Below are 17,352 nucleotides of genomic sequence, written 5' to 3' on the forward strand. Positions count from 1 at the left end.
CTTCTTATGCGGGAGGACGCCTCGCAGCCGTGGTGGCGCGGGGCCCGCCTGACCGGAGCCGGGCGTGGAGGCGGCCGGTCAGGCGGAGGCGACGTCCGCCGCGTCGATCCGGGCGGCGAGGGCCGCCGGGGTGGACGCCTCGAACAGCGCGCCGACCGTCAGCTCAGCGCCGAACTCCTCCCGCACCCGCGCCACCAGCCGTACCGCGAGCAGCGAGGTCCCGCCCAGGTCGAAGAACGCGTCGTCCGGGCCGACCGCCGTCACCCCGAGCACGTCCGCGAACAGCGCGGTCAGCGCCTCCTCACGGAAGCCCGTCGCCGGCCGCGCACCGGCATCGGCGCGCCCGAGGTGTTCGAGCTCGCCCTCCTCGGTCCAGCGCGCCAGGTCGCCCGTGCGGTACATGCGTGCGCCGGGCGGGCCGAAGGGGTCGGCGACGAAGCGGGCGGCGGTGAGTTCCGGGCGGTTCAGGTAGCCGTCGGCCAGCTGCCGGCCGGCCAGGCACAGCTCTCCCGGCACCCCCGGCGGGCAGGGCCGCAGCGCGTCGTCCAGCACATACGGCCGGGTGTTCCACGCGGGCCGTCCGATCGGCACCGGACCGGCGCCGTCCGGGGCGCAGGTGTGGAAGGTGACACCGCAGGCGGCCTCCGCCGGCCCGTACACCTGGTGCAGGGCGGCGTGCGGCAGCGTGCGCCCGAAGGCGTGCGCCGTCTCCCGGGGCAGTGCCCCGCCGCCGCACAACACGTGACGCAGCCCCGCGCACCGGCCGGCATCCGCGTCGGCCAGGAAGGCCCGGAGCGCCGACGGCGTGACGTGGCAGGCGGTCACGGACTGCTCGCGGATCAGCCGGGCCAGGCGGCCGGGGTCCTCGTGCTCTCCGGGCCCGGCGACGACGAGCGCCGCGCCCGCGCGCAGCGGCCAGAAGAACTCCCACACGGACGCGTCGGACGAGGACGGCGTCTGCTGCAGCACCCGGTCGCCGGGGCCCAGGGGGCAGGCGTCCTGCATCCAGCGCAGCCGGTTGTCGATCGCCCGGTGAGCGACGACCACGCCCTCGGGGCGGCCCGTGGAGCCCGAGGGGTAGCGGACGCAGGCCGGGTGACCGGGCGTCAGCGGGCGCGGCGGATCGGTCCACAGGTGTCCGGAGACGTCCAGCCCCGCCAGAACCACCCGGGGCGTCCCCGTGCCCTCGGGCAGGCGGTCCGGGCGGTCGGTGACGGCACAGACCGGGGCCGCCTCCCGCAGCACGTATGCGATCCGCTCCGCCGGGTCCTGCGGGTCCAGCGGCAGATGGGCGGCCCCGGCCTTCAGCAAGGCGAGCAGCGAGACGACCAGCTCCACCGAGGGGGGCACCGCCACCGCCACCGTCGCCCCGGGCCGGGCGCCCAGGGTCCGCAGATGGCGGGCCAGCCGGTTGGCCCGGGTGTTCAGCTCCGCGTAGGTGAGACAGGCGTCCCCGCACACCAGCGCGGTCGCGTCCGGGGTGCGGTCGGCCTGCGCCTCGAACGGGCCGATCAGGGTCGTCGGCGGCAGCTCGCGGTCCGTGCGGACGAACCGGTCGGTGACCAGCTCCAGTTCGGCGGGCGTGGCGATGCCGTGCGCGGCGAGCGGGGTGCGGGGGCCCGCCTCGGCCAGCCGCTCCACGAGGTGCAGGAAGCGTTCCTGGTGCGCGGCGAGCGCGTCCTCGTCGTACAGGGCCGGATTGGCGTCGTGGTCGAAGGTCAGGCCGCGGCCGTCGGCGCGGTCGTGGATGTGGACCGTCAGGTCCTCGACCGGGCCGGCCGACAGGTTGCGGGCCCGGGCCGGCGCACCGGCGAAGTCCACGTCGTGGTCGAACGGCATCGCGTTGACGAGCGGGCCGACCAGAGCCCTGCTCCCGCCGGACAGCCCCAGAGCCCTGCTCCCGCCGGACAGCCGCAGATCGCGGCGGATGTCCTCGTAGCGGTAGCGCTGGTGGCGGCGGACCGTGCGGACCCCGAGCACCACCTCGCGCACCAGCTCACCGAAGGTCGCCTCCGGCTCGACGGCCACCCGCAGCGGCAGCACGTTCGCCACCATGCCCGGCACCCGCAGCGCCGCAGCCCCGACCCGTCCCGTCACCGCCAGCCCGAGGACCACGTCGCGGCGGCCCGTCGCCCGGGACACGTACAGCGCCTGCGCGGCGATCAGCACCTCGGACCGGCTGGCGCGCAACGCCGTCGCGAGGTCCCGCACCCGCCCGGTGGCCTCCGGGCCCAGACGGGCGGTGCGCCGCAGGAACGTACGGGAGGGCAGCGCGCCCCGGCCCGCGAGCCTCGGCACCTCGGGCCGGTCGGCGAAGGCGGCCGACCAGTGGGCCCGGTCCGCCTCGAACGCGTCCGATTCCCGGTGGGCGGTGTCCTGCGCGACGAGACCGGCGAGCGTGCCGAAGGGGCGTCGGGCTGGGTCGGTGCCCTTGGCGAGCGCCGAGTAGACCTCGGCGGTGCGCCGCACGAGGAGCGCGTGGCCGAAGGCGTCCATGACGAGGTGGTGGACGCGCTGGTACCAGAGCCAGCGCTCGTCCCCGACCCGGAACAGCGCGTGCCCGAACAGCGGGCCCGCCGCCAGGTCGCACGGCTTCGCGAGATCCGCCCGCATCCACGCCAGCGCCTGCCCCCGCGCGTCCGGCACCTCCCGCAGATCGCGCACGGTCAACGGCAGTCCGACCGAGGCGGCGACGTGCTGGAGCGGCCCGCCGGGCCCGTCCTCCACGCGCACGCGCAGCGCGTCCGTCTCGGCGACGACCCGGCGCAGCGCGGCGGCGAAGACCTCGGGATCGAGCGGCCCGTCGATCTCCAGGCACTCCGCGGTGTTCTGCGCCGGGCTCAGCGGGTCGAGCGCCTGCGCGAACCACACGCCGGCCTGGGCCGCCGTCAACGGGAGCACGGCCTGCGGCGCCCCCGGCGCGGCCGCCTGGCCGGCGAGCAGGACCGTCATGAGGCACCCACCCCCGGCAGCGGGCACCGTTCGGCGCGGTGCCGTGCGGCGACGTCCGCGCGGATTTGCTCCGGTGCGAGGGCCACGGCGCTCAGACCTCCTTCAGCAGCAGGTCGGTGGTGGTCACGACCGCGCAGCGGCCCGCCGCCCAGCGCAGTGCCATGTCGTGGTCCTCGCGCGAGAAGTCCGCGACGGCGTCGGCCACCACGAACGCCTGGATGTCCCGCATCCATGCGTCGGCCGCGCTCATCATCACCCCGATGTGCGCGTACACACCGGTGATCACCAGCTGGTCGCGGCCCCCCTCGCGGATCAGCGCCTCCAGATCGGTGCGGGCGAACGCGCTGTACTTCCACTTGGTCAGGACCGTGTCGCCGGGTGCGGGCGCGACTGCCTCCGGTGTCGCCAGGGCCTCGGGGTCGTCGGCCAGGCCGGGGCCCCAGAAGTCGAGCTGGAGCCCGCGTTCCTCGGCGGTCTGGCCGCCGCGCTGCGTCGAGTAGACGACCGGGATCCCGGCGCGGCGGTACGCCCCGAGGATGCGGGCCGTGTTCTCCAGCATGCCGGTCAGCGGCTGCACGCCGGGGCGGTAGGCGCTCAGGAAGTGGTTCTGCAGGTCGTGTACGAGCAGCACGGCGCGTGCCGGGTCGACGGTCCAGCCGACACGGTTCACGGGCAGTTCGTCCGCGCACGGCAGGGCGTAGGGAGCGATGGCGGGGAGTGCCATGGGAATGCCTTTCGGTCCGCTCGGGGCGGGCTCAGTGCTGTTCGGCGGAGGCGGAGGCGGCGGCGGACGCGGGGGCGGATTCGGAGCGGAGGCTTTTCTTGCTGACCTTGCCGATTCCGGTCTGCGGGAAGACGTCGACGAACTCGACCAGGTCGGGGACCTTGTACGCGGCGACCCCGCGCTCGCGCACATGCCGCTTCACGGCCGGCGCCCCGAGCGGTCCGGAGTCCTCGCGCAGGATCACGTAGGCGAGGGTGCGTTCGCCGAGATACGCGTCGGCCACCCCGACCACCGACACGTCGTGCACGGACGGGTGGGCGAGGATGATGTTCTCGATCTCCTCCGGCGCGACCTTCTCGCCGCCCCGGTTGATCTGGTCCTTCGCCCGTCCCTCGACCACGAGGTGGCCGCTGGGGGTGCGGCGCACGATGTCGCCCGTACGGTAGAAGCCGTCCTCGGTGAACGCCGACCTGTTGTGCTCGGGGGCACGCCAGTAGCCGCGGATCGTGTACGGACCCCGGGTCAGCAGGTGCCCGAAGCCGCCTTCGGCGACCTCCTGTCCGGCGTCGTCCACGATGAGGATCTCGTCGTCGTCGGAGATCGGCCGGCCCTGGGTGGTGACCACGGTCTCCTGGTCGTCGTCCAGCCGCGTGTAGTTGACCAGACCCTCGGCCATGCCGAAGACCTGCATCAGCCGGCAGCCGAGCGCCGGTTCCAGGCGGCGGGCCGCCGTCTCGCTGTACTTGGCGCCGCCGACCAGTATCAGCTCCAGGCTGGAGAGGTCCTGCTCCGCGCCGGGGGCGGCCTCGGTCCACAGCAGGGCGAGCGGCGGCACCATGCCGGTCATCGTGACGCGCTCTTGCTCGACGATCGGGAAGGCCGTCGCGGGGTCGGGGCGCGGGCACAGGACGACCGTGCCACCGGCGTACAGCGTGCCGAGCCAGCCGGGCGAGCTCATCGGGAAGTTGTGCGCGGCGGGCAGCACGACGAGGTAGCGGGTGTCCGCGTCGACGCCGCAGATCTCGTTGGAGCCGCGCAGCGAGTAGATGTAGTCGTCGTGCGTACGGGGGATGAGCTTGGGAACCCCGGTGGTGCCGCCGGACAGCTGGAGGAAGGCCAGGTCGTGCGGCTCCGGGCCGTCGTCCGGCGCCGAGGTCTCCTCGCACGGCACGTCGGACAGGGCGGTGTGCTCGCCCGGGTCGCCGACGACGAACACGTGTTTCAGGGTGGGCGTCCGCTCCCGCACGGCGGTCGCCAGCACGCGGTGGTCGAAGCCGGCGTGCCGGTCCGGGATCACGTAGGCGACGGCCTCGGCGAAGGAGCAGAAGTAGCCGATCTCCGTCTCCCGGTGGGCGGGCAGCGCGTAGACGGGCAGCGCGCCGATCCGGAAGAGGGCGAAGACGACCTCGGCGAACTCGGCGATGTTGGGCAGCTGGACGACGACCCGCTCGCCCTTGGCTATCCCGCGCGCCCGGAAGCCGGCCGCCAGCCGGGCCGCCCGCTCGTCCAGCTCGCGGTACGTCCAGGCGCGGCGCACGGGCGCCGGGTCCACCAGCGCCACGCGGTCGCCGTGGGCCTCGGCCCGCTCGCGCAGCATGCTCGTGAACGTCTCGCCGCGCCAGTGCCCGGCCGCCCGGTAGCGGGCGGCGAACTCGGCGGGCCAGGCCGGTGCGTCTTCGTGCGGTGCGGTGCTCACAGGGCGGCTCCCACGGCGTTGAGGAAGGTACGGAATTTGGCGCCGGTCTCGGCGGTCTCGGCCTCGGGGGAGGAGGCGGCGACCACACCGGCGCCGGCGAACAGCCGCAGGGAGCGGCCCTCCGCCTCGGCGCAGCGGATCGTCACCACCCACTCGCCGTCGCCGTCCGCATCCTGCCAGCCGACCATGCCGGTGTACGCGCCCCGCTCGAAGGGCTCCGACTCCGCGATGACGGCCCGCGCCACATCGGTGGGCGTGCCGCAGACCGCGGGCGTGGGGTGCAGCGCGGAGGCGAGGACGAGGGAGGAGGTGTCGGGGTCCGCCAGCGTGCCGGTGACGGTCGTGGACAGGTGCCACATGGCCTCCGTCCGTACCAGCGTGGGCTGTTCGGGCACGTCCAGGCCGGTGCAGAACGGGGCGAGGGTCTCGCGTACGGCGTCGACGACGACGGCGTGTTCGTGGAGGTCCTTGGGCGACTCCAGCAGTGCGGCCGCCCGCCGCACGTCCTCGGCGAGGTCGCTGCTGCGGGGCGCGGACCCGGCCAGCGGGTTGGCGGTGAGCCGGCCGCCGGTGCGGGCGACGAGGAGTTCGGGGCTGGCGCCGATGAGGGTGCGGCCGGGGCCGCTGGGGACCGCGAAGGTGTAGCCGCCCGGGTCGTGCCGGGCCAGCCGGCGCAGCATGGCGGGCAGATCGAGGTCGCGCGAGGAGGTCAGCTCCAGGGTGCGGGCGAGGACGACCTTGTCGAACTCCCCGGCACGCATCCGCCCGACCGCCGCCGCCACCGCCGCGGCGTAACCGGCGGCCGCGGGGACCTCCCGGGTCTGCCAGGTGCCGGGCTCGGCGGCCGGCACGGGCAGGGCGACGAGCGGGTCGTCGCGCAGGGCGGGGGCCCGGCGCACGGTTTGCGGCACGGCCAGCGAGGCCGTCGCCCGCGGGTCGAAGGGCAGCGAGCCCATGACGACCGGCGCCGCGTTCCCGGCCCGCCGCGCGGCGTCCAGGGCTTCCTGTACGCGGACGGCGGGCGGTCTGTCGTCGTGCGGGACCTCGGCGGCGGTGCCGGTGCCGAGCAGGGTGCGGCCGGGCGAGGCGAGGAAGCGGTCCGCGCCCGGCCGGTAGGCGTCCAGGAGCGCGGTGGCCGGGCCGGGGGACGGGGCGCGGGGTGGGGCGGCCTGGGGCGGGGCGGTGGGTACGCGCAGTGAGGCAGACATCGTGGTGGTCTCCAGTGGGGGAGGGCTGCGGGCCGCTGTCAATGACGCCGTGCGTGCCGGTCAGGCCCGCAGCGTGGCGCCGCCGTCGACGTAGAGGTCGTGCAGGGTGATGTGGCGGGCGCGGTCGGACACCAGGAAGGCGACCGCCTCGGCGATGTCCGACGGCTCGGCGATCCGGCCGAGCGGGATGCCCGTGCGGTAGCTCGCCAGGTCCCCCGCTATGACGCGCCGGGCGGCGGGCCCGTCGTCCCGCTCCTCACCGGCCGGCCACATTCCGCGCTGCATGTCGGTGAGGGTGGAGCCGGGCGAGACAGTGTTGCAGCGCACGCCCCTCGGCGCCAGCTCCAGGCCGAGGCACTTGGTGAACATCACGGAGGCGGCCTTCGACGCCGCGTACGCCGCCATGGTCGTCCGGGGTATGCCCGCCGCGTTGGAGGCGACGGTGACGATGCTGCCCGCCCCGCGCTCGGCCATCCGGCGTGAGACGGCCCGCGAGACGTGGAAGACCCCGTTGGTGTTGACGGCGAACGTCGCCGCCCAGTCCTCGTCCGTCAGCTCGGAGACGGGTGAACAGCGCAGTATCCCGGCGACGTTGACCGCGATGCCGAGCGCGCCGACCGACTCCTCGGCCTCGGCGACGAGCGCGTCGACGGCCGCCGCGTCCGTGACGTCGAGGGCCCGCGCGACGACGTTCTCGCCGAGCTCCCGGGCCAGGGCGTCGACCCCTTCGCGGTCCACGTCGGTCGCCAGGACCCGGCAGCCGCGCTCGGCGAGGGCCCGCACGACCGCCTCGCCTATGCCGCGGCCCGCTCCCGTCACCAGGGCGAGCCGGCCGGTGAGTTCCTGCTCGGTGGTCACTTGACCGTCGCCTTCCGGATGTCGTCGAGCACCGAGACGGCCGCCTGCGCGCCGCCCGGGCTCGTCCACTTGGCGCCGTCGACCACGGTCGCCTGTCCGGCGCGCACGGCCTTGAGCCGCTGGTACGCGGGCTCCTTAGCCGGCTCGCCGACGAGGGCCTTGCCGGTGAGCGTGAGCGACTTCGTCCAGTCCTCGCCGCTGTCGATCGTGACGACCGGGGGCGCGCTCTTCCGCACCTGCTGGAGGACCTGTTCGTCAGCGAGCCGGCCTGCCAGGATCACGTCCGGGTCCGCCTGGACGGCCTTCTCGATGTCCGGGCCGGCGACGGCGCCCACGACCGGGACGCCCTTCGCCCGGACGGCGAGGTGGCCGGGAGCACCCTTCTGGCCGCGGCCCGCCGTGAGACCCACCGGCTGCCCGCCCAGGGTGAGCGCCGCGTGCAGGTCCATCTGACTGAGGGCGACGACGCGCTCGGGCGCCGAGGGGACCTTCACCGCGGTTCCGGTCGCATCCGTCACCCGCGTCGTCGTCGCCGCGCCCGCGTGGGCGGACGCGTCCGGTTCGCCGGACGCTCCGCAGGCGCTCATGGCGAGAGCGCAGACGCCGGCCGGCGGTGCCGCCACGGCGGGGCGGAGGGTGCGACGGGGTGACGAGGTGGGATGCGGCGCCATGGCCTGGGATCTCCGTTTGTATGCGAGGGGCGAGTAGGTCCGGGCGGGCGTTCCGTAGCAACCGACGGGGCGAGCAGTACAGAGCGCTTGACGGCTTCTCAGGGCAGGGGTGCGCCCCGGGGACCGCCGCGATCCGCACAGAACACTTAGGTTAGGCTAACCATATGTCGATCCTGCAAGGGGGACGGCCCGAAACAAGGTCCTTCTCCAGCGAAATGCTGGCGGGGAAAGGGCGTTGCGTCCGCTGGACGGCCACCGGGCTCGCACTCCTGCCGCCGGCCCGCGTCCTGCTCGCCCTCGTCATCGGCACCGGCACCGGCTCCGCCGGCGGAGCCTGGCACTACCTCACCGGCGACCCTGCCGCCCGCGCGGACGCCCAACTGCACCTCGCTGTCCTGGACGTACGCCTCCCACGGACCCTCGCCGCCGTCCTCGTCGGTGCCTGCCCCGGCACCGCCGGATGCCTCCTCCAGGCCGCCACCCGCAACCCGCTCGCCGAAACAGCACTCCTCGGCGTCCATTCGGGGGCCGCCTTCGCCGTGGTCCTCGGGCTCACCTACTTCGGCGCGAAATCGCCCACCGCACCGCTGGGATGGGCGCCGGCGGGCGGCATGACCGCGAGCGTGGTGGTCCTGCTCTTCGCCGCCTCCGGGCGGCGCGGCTGATCGCCACTGCGGCTCGTCCTGGCCGGCTCGGCACTCGGCGCCGCCTTCCACGGGCTCACCTCGTACGTCCTGCTGGGCACCCAGTCCGCCTCCGGGCCCTACCGCTACTGGGCGATGGGCTCCCTCGCGGCTCGTCGTCGCCGCGGCCGTCTCGCCGCTCGCCGGGTGCGCGGTCGCCGTGGCGGGCTCCATCGCCTTCCTCGCACGCCGGATACCTCCATCGCCCCGTCGTGCGGACGCCGACCTCGCCGTGCCCGCCGGACAGGTCGTCGCCGTCGTGGGCCCCAACGGCTGCGGCAAGTCGACCCTGTTGCGCACCGTCGCCCGGCTCCACCGCCCCGTCTCCGGCGCGGTCCTGGTGGACGGCGCGGACATCTGGGAGAGGGGCCAACGCCGCGCCGAGCACCGGGTCGCCCTGCTGCCCCAGTCGCCGCGCGCCCCCGAGGCCATCACCGTGGCGGGGCTCGTACGGTACGGCGGCAGCCCGCACCGGGGGCTCCTGCGGCAGTGGTCGCGCGAGGAGGAGCGGGCCGTACGCGACGCGCTCGACGCCACCGGCACCACCGCCCCTGGCCGGGGAGCGCGTCGGCCGGCTCTCCGGCGGGCAGCGCCAGCGCTGCCGGCTCGCGATGGTCCTCGCCCGGCAGACCCCGCTCATCCTGCTCGACGAGCCCACCAGCGCCCTCGGCCACGCCGTGGAGGCCCTGGAACTCGTCCGCGAGGTCGCCGCCACCGGCCACACCCCGTGATGTCCCAATTGCACGCCTATGCCTGAAATACGAAGAAAGGAGCTTTGAGGGGCCTTTGGGGGCACTCAAAGGCGTCAACACTTGCTAAATCGCCCCTTTCGGGCGCAGTGGTCAGCATCACGTTTCCCATCCCTGACGCATGATCCGATGCCTCGGTTCCCAGACGTGCCAAGAAAGTTGACTTCCTTCGCGACGGCCGATCATGAGCATTTCCTTTGATTGATCTTGCAAAACAATTGTGATCACGAATTCCGGGCTTGTTCCGGCCGTCGTTTCTCGCTTACGGTCACCGTCAATCAATCCGGATGGAACGCCGAATCCTGCCGCCGTCCGGGGACCCGACCACATCACGTACGGCAGGAGCGGGGGACCCAGGTTTGCCGCCGGTCCGGTATCCGGAGCGGCTAGGGGTGAAGTCGCCATGTGCGGCCGGACATCTCCAGTCCCAACCCGACAGCTCACCTCGCAGGCGGCGGAGAGGAAATGCGCCATGCCCATCCCGGGTAAGCACCGTCGTGCCAAGTCCACGTCCCTGACCCGCGGTTTCATCGCCGTGAGCGCGGGCGGAGCCGTTCTCGCGCTCCCCCTGATGACCGCCGGATCGGCTTCCGCGGCGCCCGCGAAGAGCGTCGTCGCCGAAAAGGCCGCCGCCCCGACTTCCGTCGCCGGCAAGGAAATTGCCGTGCGCAAGGCCACGCCCACCACCTATTCCGTGGTCTCCGGCGATTCGCTTTACAAGATCGCCCGTGGTCATTCCCTCAGCGGTGGCTGGGAGCGTCTGTACAAGGACAACCGAAACGTCGTCGGCGGCAACCCCGACCTCATTCACCCGGGTCTGAAGCTGACCATCGGCGCCCAGTCGGAGGCCGCCGCCCCGAAGGCCGCCAAGAAGAGCGAATTCAAGGCGGAGAACGCCGAGAAGACGGCCGGTACCACCGTCCGGACCGAGAGCGCCGACCGCGCCGACCGCTCCGAGCGCACGACCGTGCCGGTCGCCGAGAAGACCGCCGCGGCCACCGAGACGCAGACGGCCACCACGTACACCGACGACCTCGACGGCTGGATCAAGGAATCCCTCGCCGTCATGGCCCAGAACGGCATCCCCGGCAGCTACGACGGCATCTACCGCAACATCATCCGCGAGTCCTCCGGCAACCCGCTCGCCGTCAACGACTGGGACTCCAACGCTGTCGCCGGCACGCCCTCCAAGGGCCTGCTCCAGGTGATCCAGCCCACCTTCGACGCCTACCACGTGCCCGGCACCTCGATGGACATCTTCGACCCGGTCGCCAACATCACGGCCGCGTGCAACTACGCAGCCGCCACCTACGGCTCGATGGACAACGTCTTCGGCGCCTACTGATCCCCGCGGCTCCGCGCTCGGGGCGGAGCCGTGAGCAGGGGTGGAAGGAAGCGGACCCGCTTCCTTCCACCCCTTTTCGCGTGGCCGGCGCCGGTGGCGCCCCGGGGTGCGACACCCGGGCAACGCGTGGATGCTGGGATGGTCAGCGTTCCAAGGAGGACAGTCATGAGCATGCTCGACAAGATCAAGGGCATGATCAAGGGCCACCCGGACCAGGCCCGCCAGGGAGTCGAGAAGGGCGGCGACTTCGTCGACAAGAGGACCGGCGGCAAGTACGGCAAGCAGGTCGATTCCGCCCAGCAGAAGCTCAATGACCAGTTCGGTGACCGCCGCCCGCCCGGCGACGACCGGTAGGCGCTCGCGCCTGCGGTGAGCGGAGCGGTGGACGCCATGCCCGTGGCGCCCACCGCTCCGGCACGCCCCGGCCCCGCGGCCAGGCCCGGCCGGACCCCCAGGCGGCCGGCTCCGGCGGCCCCGTCGTACGCCGGATGCGGCTGTGCGGCCCGGACGGGCGCTCCCACCTGCTGGAGGTCTCCGGGCGCCGGGACGGCACCGGTCCCGGCGGGCACCTGACCGGCTTCCTGGTGGACCTGGGCATCGGCCCGGTCGTCCCCGAGGCCGCCGACCGGCTGCCGAGCGGCATCTTCTCGCTCGACCGCTTCGGCCGGATCACCTACGTCAACCGGCCGGCCGAGGATGGACGCCGACGTCGGCGCCCGCGCCTTCCTGCCGCTGATCGCCTCCGGACGGCACGTCGGCTCCTGCATCCTCGGCTTCGACCAGCCGCGCGGCTTCAGCCCGGAGGAGCGTACGGCCTTGACCGCACTGGCCGGTCTGATCGCGCAGGCGCTCCAGCGGGCCCAGCGCTACGACGCCGAGGCCGCCCCCGCCCGCGGCCTCCAGGACGCCCTGCTGCCGCACAAGCTGCCCGTCGTGCCCGGCGTCGTCACCGAGGGCCGCTACCCGGCCGGCACCCAGGGCATGGACGTCGGAGGAGACGCCGTGCCCCCGGACGTCGCCGATGACCAGGTCGCGTCTGCCGCCGGTCTCGATCACGTCGTACCAGTCGCCGCCGCCACCATGGGACAGCTCCGCAGCGCCGTCCGTGCCTTCGCGCTCAGCGGCCACGACCCGCAGGAGGTCATGAGCGGCACCAACCGCCTGCTCATCGACCTCGACACCGGCCAGTTCGCGAGCTGCTGCTACATCGTGAAACTGCTCGGGGTGCCCGGGGCGGACCCGTACGACACCTGAAGCGGCGGCCCGGTCAGCGGCGCCGGGGGCTCGGGGCGGGGACGAGACGGACCGCCGTGTTCAGGACATGGTCGATCGCGTCGCGCGAGGGGTGCTGCGTGAGGTTGGTGAGGAGCCGGGCCAGGGTGTTGAGCAGCGCCGGTGACCCCATCACATAGCGGTTGAGCACCGGCTGGAAGCCCGACCGGCTGAAGATCAGGTCGGCGGCGGTGTTGCCGAGCCGGTAGTAGCGGCCCCAGCGGCGGTTCATCTCGGCCGGGTAGTGGCGCAGCGCCCGCTCCCGCCGCGGGCCCGGCGGCAGCGCGAGCCCGAGCGCCGTCGTCTCGGCGGCGACCTCACCGGCCTCCAGGGCCTGCCCGATGCCCTCGCCGTTCCACGGGCTGACCATGCCCCCTGAGTCGCCGACCAGGAGGAGCCCCCGGGTGTAGAGGGGGTGGCGGTTGAAGCCCAGCGGGAGGGCGGCGCTGCGCACGGGCCCCTCGGCGTTCTCCTCCCGCAGCCCCCACTCGGCGGGCGTACGGGCCAGCCACCCATCCAGTGTGGCCCGCAGATCGGCGCTGCCGTGACGGCGGTGGGGGAGTGCGCCGAGGCCGACGTTGACCCGGCCGTCGCCCATCGGGAAGATCCAGCCGTACCCCGGCAGATAGTGGTCGCTACGGGGGAAGCGGAGGTCGGCCCAGAGCTCCAGGAACTCTTCCTGGGAACGCTCGGGGCTGCGGTAGTACCGGCGCGCGGCGGTGGCGATCTGCCGCTTGGCGTCCCGTTGCAGCCCCATGGCCAGGGCGATCCGGGCCGAGGCTCCGTCGGCGGCGATCACGACCGGCGCCCGGTGCACCACCGGCCCGGCGTCGGACACGGCCGTCACCCCGGTGATCCGGCCCGCCCGGTCGGTCACCGGCTCCTTCACCTTCACACCGGTGCGCAGCCGGGCACCGGCGGCGACGGCGTGACGGGCCAGGATGTCGTCGAAGTCGTGCCGGCTGCGGGTGAGCCCGAAGTCCGGGTAGCCGCCCAGCGCGGGCCAGTCGATCTGCACCTGCCGGTCGCCGGCCACCCAGCGCATGCCCCGCGACCTGGTCCAGCCCGGGGCCTTGATGTCGACGCCCATCCGGATCAGCTGGTGCACCGCGCGCGGGGTCAGGCCGTCCCCGCACACCTTCTCGCGGGGGAAGCGGGACTTTTCGAGCAGCAGCACGTCGACACCGGCCCTGGCGAGGTGATAGGCGGCGGACGAGCCGGCCGGCCCGGCCCCCACCACGATCACCTGGGCCTCCTCGGCCGCGCCCTGGGCGGTCTCCTCGTCCGACGGCGACTGCTCTGCACGCGTCTCCCGCATGGGGCTCCCTTCCTCGGTCGGTACCGCCGTCCGAGGACGACGGCCCTGTACACCGACATCCTGCCGGGTTCCCCCGCTCACCGGGAGGGTGATCGACAAGGTCCCGGAGAACACCGCCCACGGGCCGCCGGGAACCGGGAGGGCATACGAAAACCGCCCGTCTGCTCGCACGTGCGGCGGACGCGCACGGCGCACCCGCGCGGCGGCGCAGGGGCGGTGGTGCGCGGACGCGGTCAGTAGGGCAGCGGGCGCCCGGACGGCGTGCGCAGATCGAGGGGCGGCGGCCGTTGCGGAAGCTGAGGACGCCGGACGACTCTGATGCGGCCCACTGCCACCACCTCCTGTCGGTAACCGGTCCTATGCCCGGCACCACGCCGTTCACACGTCGCCGGGCCGCTCGACGTGTGTCCGGCGACCGTGTGCGGCCACCGCACCGCTCACTGCGGCGGCCTGCGGCCCGCCTCCGCGAGCAGCCGTTCGATGCGGTCGAACCGCTCGTGCAGCAACTGCTCGGTCTCGTCGCGCATCGCGCGCGCGGCGTGCTCGGCCTCGCGTGCGAGCCGGTGGCGGCGCCGCTGCTCGTGCCCCACGAACCAGGTCGCGAGGGCCGCCGTGACCATCCCGTACGTCGTGATGCCGACGCCCATCACGGCGACGGCGACGATCCGCCCCCACAGCGTCACCGGGGAGAAATCGCCGTACCCGACGGTCGTCGCGGTCTCCGCCGACCACCACAGCGCCCGGGGGTAGGAGGTGATGGTGGCGTGCGGGGCATGCCGCTCGGCCACCAGCTCCACCCAGGAGCCCACCAGTACGGTCAGGGCGAGCAGCACCGTCGCCCAGCCCGCCGCCTTGAGGTGCAGCGAACGGCTCTCCCGGCCGAGCAGCAGCTCGACCGCCTTGGTCAGGAACACAGGCACCATTTCCGGATCATGGGGCGCGGGCGGCACTCCCGGCGGCCGGGCACGCGCCCGGCCGCCCCGCGTCACCCGATCGCACCGGACGGGCCCGCCCGGGCCCGGGGGCGGGTCACGCACACCGATCGCACTCCGGCAATCCGTGTTAAACCTGAAGATGTGGGTGGTACAGGTCGATTCCGGGCGTGGTCTCACCGCTCCGCCCGACGGCCGCATCGACACGATGGCGGCCGCCCCGGCGGTGACGAACCCGCGCCCTCCGGGCCGCCCCGCGAGCGGACCTCACCAGGGCGCCGGCTGCGCGCCCTCTTCAGTGTCCGCACGGTGGCAGGCCAGTTCTTCGTCCTCATGCTGAGCATCGTCGTCCTGCTCGTCGCCGCCGCGGTCGTCGCGCTCGTCGTCCAGGGCCGGCGCGACAGCATGAGCGCGGCGCGCGCCCAGTCGCTGAGCGTCGCCCAGACCTTCGCGCACGCCCCCGGTGTCGCCGCCGCCCTCGACAGCAAGGACCCCACGGCCGTCCTCCAGCCGCGCGCCGAGGAGATCCGGCAGAGCACCGGCGTGGAAGTCGTCGTCGTGGCCGGCACCAACGGCGTCCTCTACACCCACCGCGACATCGCGCTCATCGGCAAGAAGGTCCCCGTCCCCTACAAGGAGGCCCTCGACGGCAGGTCCGTCACCCGCACGGTCTCGGCCAGCCGAGGCAGGGCGGTCGCCTCGGCCGTGCCCGTCCTGCGCCGGGACGGGTCGGTGGCCGGACTCGTGGCCGTGGGCATCAAAGTCGAGGCCGTGAACCGGCTGGCGTACCCGAGCGTCCCGCTCACCATCGGCGCCGGAATCGCCGCGCTGGCCCTCACCACGGCCGGCGCCGCCCTGGTGAGCCGCCGCCTGAGACGTCAGACGCGCGGCCTGGGCCCGGCCGAGATGACCCGGATGTACGAACACCACGACGCGGTGCTGCACGCCGTGCGCGAAGGCGTCCTCATCATCGGCGCCGACCACCGGCTGCTGCTGGCCAACGACGAGGCGCGGCGGCTGCTCGACCTGCCCCCGGACGCCGAGGGGCGCGCGGTCACCGACCTCGGACTGGACCCCGGCACCGGCGAACTGCTCGCCTCCGGACAGGTCGCCACCGACGAGCTGAAGCCCGCGGGGGACCGGCTGCTCGCCGTCAACCTCCGCCCCACCGAGGAGCGCGGCGGCCAGCCCGGCATGGTGGCGACCCTGCGCGACACCACGGAACTGCGGGCCGTCACCGGACGGGCGGAGACCGTACGCGAACGCCTGACGCTGCTCTACCAGGCCGGCGCCCGGATCGGCACCACCCTCGACGTCACCACCACCGCCCAGGAACTCGCGGACGTCGCGGCCCCCGGGTTCGCCGACTGCGTGACCGTCGACCTCGCCGACTCCGTCCTGCGCGGCGGAGAACCCCGGCCGCCCACGGGCGACGTCATGAGCCTGCGCCGCACCGCCGTCCGCTGCGTGGACGAGGACCACCCGCTCCACCCGGCCGGGCGCGTCATCGGCTTCGTACCGACCACCCCCGAGCGCCTCGGCACCAGCGTCGGGCACACCTGGATCGTCTCCGATCTGACCACCTCCCAGCGGTGGCGCGAACCCGACCCCGAACAGGCCGCCCGCATCCTGGAGCACGGGTTCCACTCGCTGCTCTCCGTCCCGCTGCGGGCCCGCGGTGTCATCCTCGGCGTGGCCAACTTCTGGCGGGCGCAGAACGAGGCGTCCTTCGACCTGGACGACCTCTCCTTCGCGGAGGAACTGGTGGCCCGGGCAGCGGTCAGCGTCGACAACGCCCGCCGCTACACCCGCGAGCACGAGATGGCCGTGACCCTCCAGCGCAGCCTCCTGCCGCGCGGCCTGCCCGAGCAGAACGCCCTGGACGTCGCCTACCGCTACCTGCCGGCCCAGGCCGGTGTGGGCGGCGACTGGTTCGACGTGATCCCGCTGTCCGGCGCACGGGTCGCCCTCGTCGTCGGCGATGTCGTCGGACACGGTCTGCACGCGGCGGCCACCATGGGCCGGCTGCGCACCACGGTCCTCAACTTCTCGACGCTCGACCTGGCGCCCGACGAACTCCTCGGCCACCTCGACGAGCTGGTCGTCAGGATGGACCAGGACGAGGAGGTGGGCGGCGGCGCGATCACCGGCGCCACCTGCCTGTACGCGATCTACGACGCCGTCTCGGGACGCTGCACGATCGCCCGGGCCGGCCACCCGGGACCCGCGCTCGTCCTGCCCGACGGCACGGTCAGCTTCCCCGACATCCCGCCCGGGCTGCCCCTCGGGATCGGCGGCATGCCCTTCGAGATGACCGATTTGCAGGTGCCCGAGGGCAGCCGTCTGGTCCTGTACACGGACGGCCTGGTGGAGCGCCGGGACCGGGACATCGACGACGGCCTCGAACTCCTGCGCCGCTCGCTCGCCGACCGCGACCGCACCCCGGAGGAGACCTGCGACGACGTGCTCGACGCCATGCTGCCCAGCCGCCCCGGCGACGACGTCGCCCTGCTGGTGGCCAGGACCCGCACCCTGGACCCGTCCCGGCGCATCCAGTGGGACGTCCCCCCGGACCCCGCGGCCGTCGCGGGCGTCCGCAGGCAGGCCATCCGCTGGCTGTCCGACCAGGGTCTCGACGAGGAGGGTTTCGTCACCGAACTCATCCTGAGCGAGCTCGTCACCAACGCCATCCGCTACGGCTCCGAGCCCATCAAGGTCCGGCTGCTTCACGACCGGTCCCTGATCTGCGAGGTGTCGGACTGCAGCAGCACCTCCCCGCACCTGCGCTACGCCGCCACGACGGACGAGGGCGGCCGGGGCCTCTTCCTGGTCGCCCAGTTCGCGGAGCGCTGGGGCGCCAGGTACACCGACCGGGGCAAGGTCATCTGGTCCGAGCAGACGCTCGGCGGCCCGCCCCCGACCCAATGGCCCCTGTGACGGCGGC

Annotated in this window: 11 protein-coding genes, 3 pseudogenes and 1 riboswitch; of the genes and pseudogenes, 6 read left to right on the forward strand and 8 right to left on the reverse strand. The window is 73.8% G+C overall.

The features are described from left to right. Positions 1–78: 78 nt before the first annotated feature. The 6 genes from E6R18_RS20920 to E6R18_RS20945 all read right to left on the reverse strand — a co-directional run bounded on the left by E6R18_RS20920 (position 79) and on the right by E6R18_RS20945 (position 8,109). A complete protein-coding gene (locus tag E6R18_RS20920) occupies positions 79–2,952 on the reverse strand; it encodes an amino acid adenylation domain-containing protein (RefSeq protein WP_240799800.1) in 2,874 nt (957 codons plus the stop codon). A gap of 91 nt (positions 2,953–3,043) precedes the next feature. After that, entirely contained in the window at positions 3,044–3,676 is a 633-nt protein-coding gene (locus E6R18_RS20925) for an isochorismatase family protein (protein WP_136318428.1), read from the reverse strand. 31 nt (positions 3,677–3,707) lie between these two features. Continuing rightward, positions 3,708–5,372 carry a (2,3-dihydroxybenzoyl)adenylate synthase gene (locus E6R18_RS20930; RefSeq protein ID WP_136318429.1) on the reverse strand — a complete coding sequence of 555 codons (1,665 nt, stop codon included), beginning with the start codon at positions 5,370–5,372 and terminating at the stop codon, positions 3,708–3,710. Beyond that, on the reverse strand, positions 5,369–6,580 hold the full coding sequence (locus E6R18_RS20935; protein ID WP_136318430.1) for an isochorismate synthase: 1,212 nt from the start codon (positions 6,578–6,580) through the stop codon (positions 5,369–5,371). The genes E6R18_RS20930 and E6R18_RS20935 overlap by 4 nt, the downstream gene beginning before the upstream one ends. Before the next feature lie 60 nt (positions 6,581–6,640). After that, the gene (locus E6R18_RS20940; RefSeq protein ID WP_136318431.1) at positions 6,641–7,438 is read right to left on the reverse strand and encodes a 2,3-dihydro-2,3-dihydroxybenzoate dehydrogenase; all 798 of its coding nucleotides are present in this window, start codon (positions 7,436–7,438) and stop codon (positions 6,641–6,643) included. Further along, positions 7,435–8,109, reverse strand: coding sequence for an ABC transporter substrate-binding protein (locus E6R18_RS20945; protein WP_136318432.1), 675 nt, complete (start codon positions 8,107–8,109; stop codon positions 7,435–7,437). Before E6R18_RS20945 ends, E6R18_RS20940 begins: the two co-directional genes overlap by 4 nt. Positions 8,110–8,324: 215 nt before the next feature. Between E6R18_RS20945 and E6R18_RS20950 the strand changes: the two are divergent. The 5 genes and pseudogenes from E6R18_RS20950 to E6R18_RS20970 form a co-directional block, all read left to right on the forward strand. After that, positions 8,325–8,976 (forward strand): annotated as a pseudogene (locus E6R18_RS20950) (iron chelate uptake ABC transporter family permease subunit); the annotation flags it as partial. After that, a pseudogene (locus E6R18_RS20955) lies at positions 8,965–9,517 on the forward strand (ABC transporter ATP-binding protein); the annotation flags it as partial. The pseudogenes E6R18_RS20950 and E6R18_RS20955, both read left to right, overlap by 12 nt. Before the next feature lie 307 nt (positions 9,518–9,824). Beyond that, a riboswitch (cyclic di-AMP (ydaO/yuaA leader) is annotated at positions 9,825–10,008 on the forward strand. Positions 10,009–10,013: 5 nt separating this feature from the next. Further along, positions 10,014–10,886, forward strand: coding sequence for a LysM peptidoglycan-binding domain-containing protein (locus E6R18_RS20960; protein ID WP_136318433.1), 873 nt, complete (start codon positions 10,014–10,016; stop codon positions 10,884–10,886). 165 nt (positions 10,887–11,051) lie between these two features. Then, on the forward strand, positions 11,052–11,240 hold the full coding sequence (locus E6R18_RS20965) for an antitoxin (protein ID WP_136318434.1): 189 nt from the start codon (positions 11,052–11,054) through the stop codon (positions 11,238–11,240). A 119-nt stretch (positions 11,241–11,359) separates the two neighbouring features. After that, a pseudogene (locus tag E6R18_RS20970) lies at positions 11,360–12,098 on the forward strand (SpoIIE family protein phosphatase); the annotation flags it as partial. Between the two features lie 55 nt (positions 12,099–12,153). Here the strand turns inward: E6R18_RS20970 and E6R18_RS20975 are convergent. Next, positions 12,154–13,476, reverse strand: coding sequence for a geranylgeranyl reductase family protein (locus tag E6R18_RS20975; protein WP_136318435.1), 1,323 nt, complete (start codon positions 13,474–13,476; stop codon positions 12,154–12,156). A gap of 437 nt (positions 13,477–13,913) precedes the next feature. Next, positions 13,914–14,399: a potassium channel family protein gene (locus E6R18_RS20980; protein ID WP_136318436.1), complete on the reverse strand. Its 486-nt coding sequence runs from the start codon at positions 14,397–14,399 to the stop codon at positions 13,914–13,916. A gap of 342 nt (positions 14,400–14,741) precedes the next feature. Between E6R18_RS20980 and E6R18_RS20985 the strand changes: the two genes are divergently transcribed. Then, entirely contained in the window at positions 14,742–17,345 is a 2,604-nt protein-coding gene (locus E6R18_RS20985; RefSeq protein ID WP_240799803.1) for a SpoIIE family protein phosphatase, read from the forward strand. The last annotated feature ends 7 nt before the right edge of the window (positions 17,346–17,352 follow it).

Origin of the sequence: Streptomyces sp. A1277 (assembly GCF_004795015.1) — a bacterium.
Taxonomy (GTDB): Bacteria; Actinomycetota; Actinomycetes; order Streptomycetales; family Streptomycetaceae; genus Streptomyces.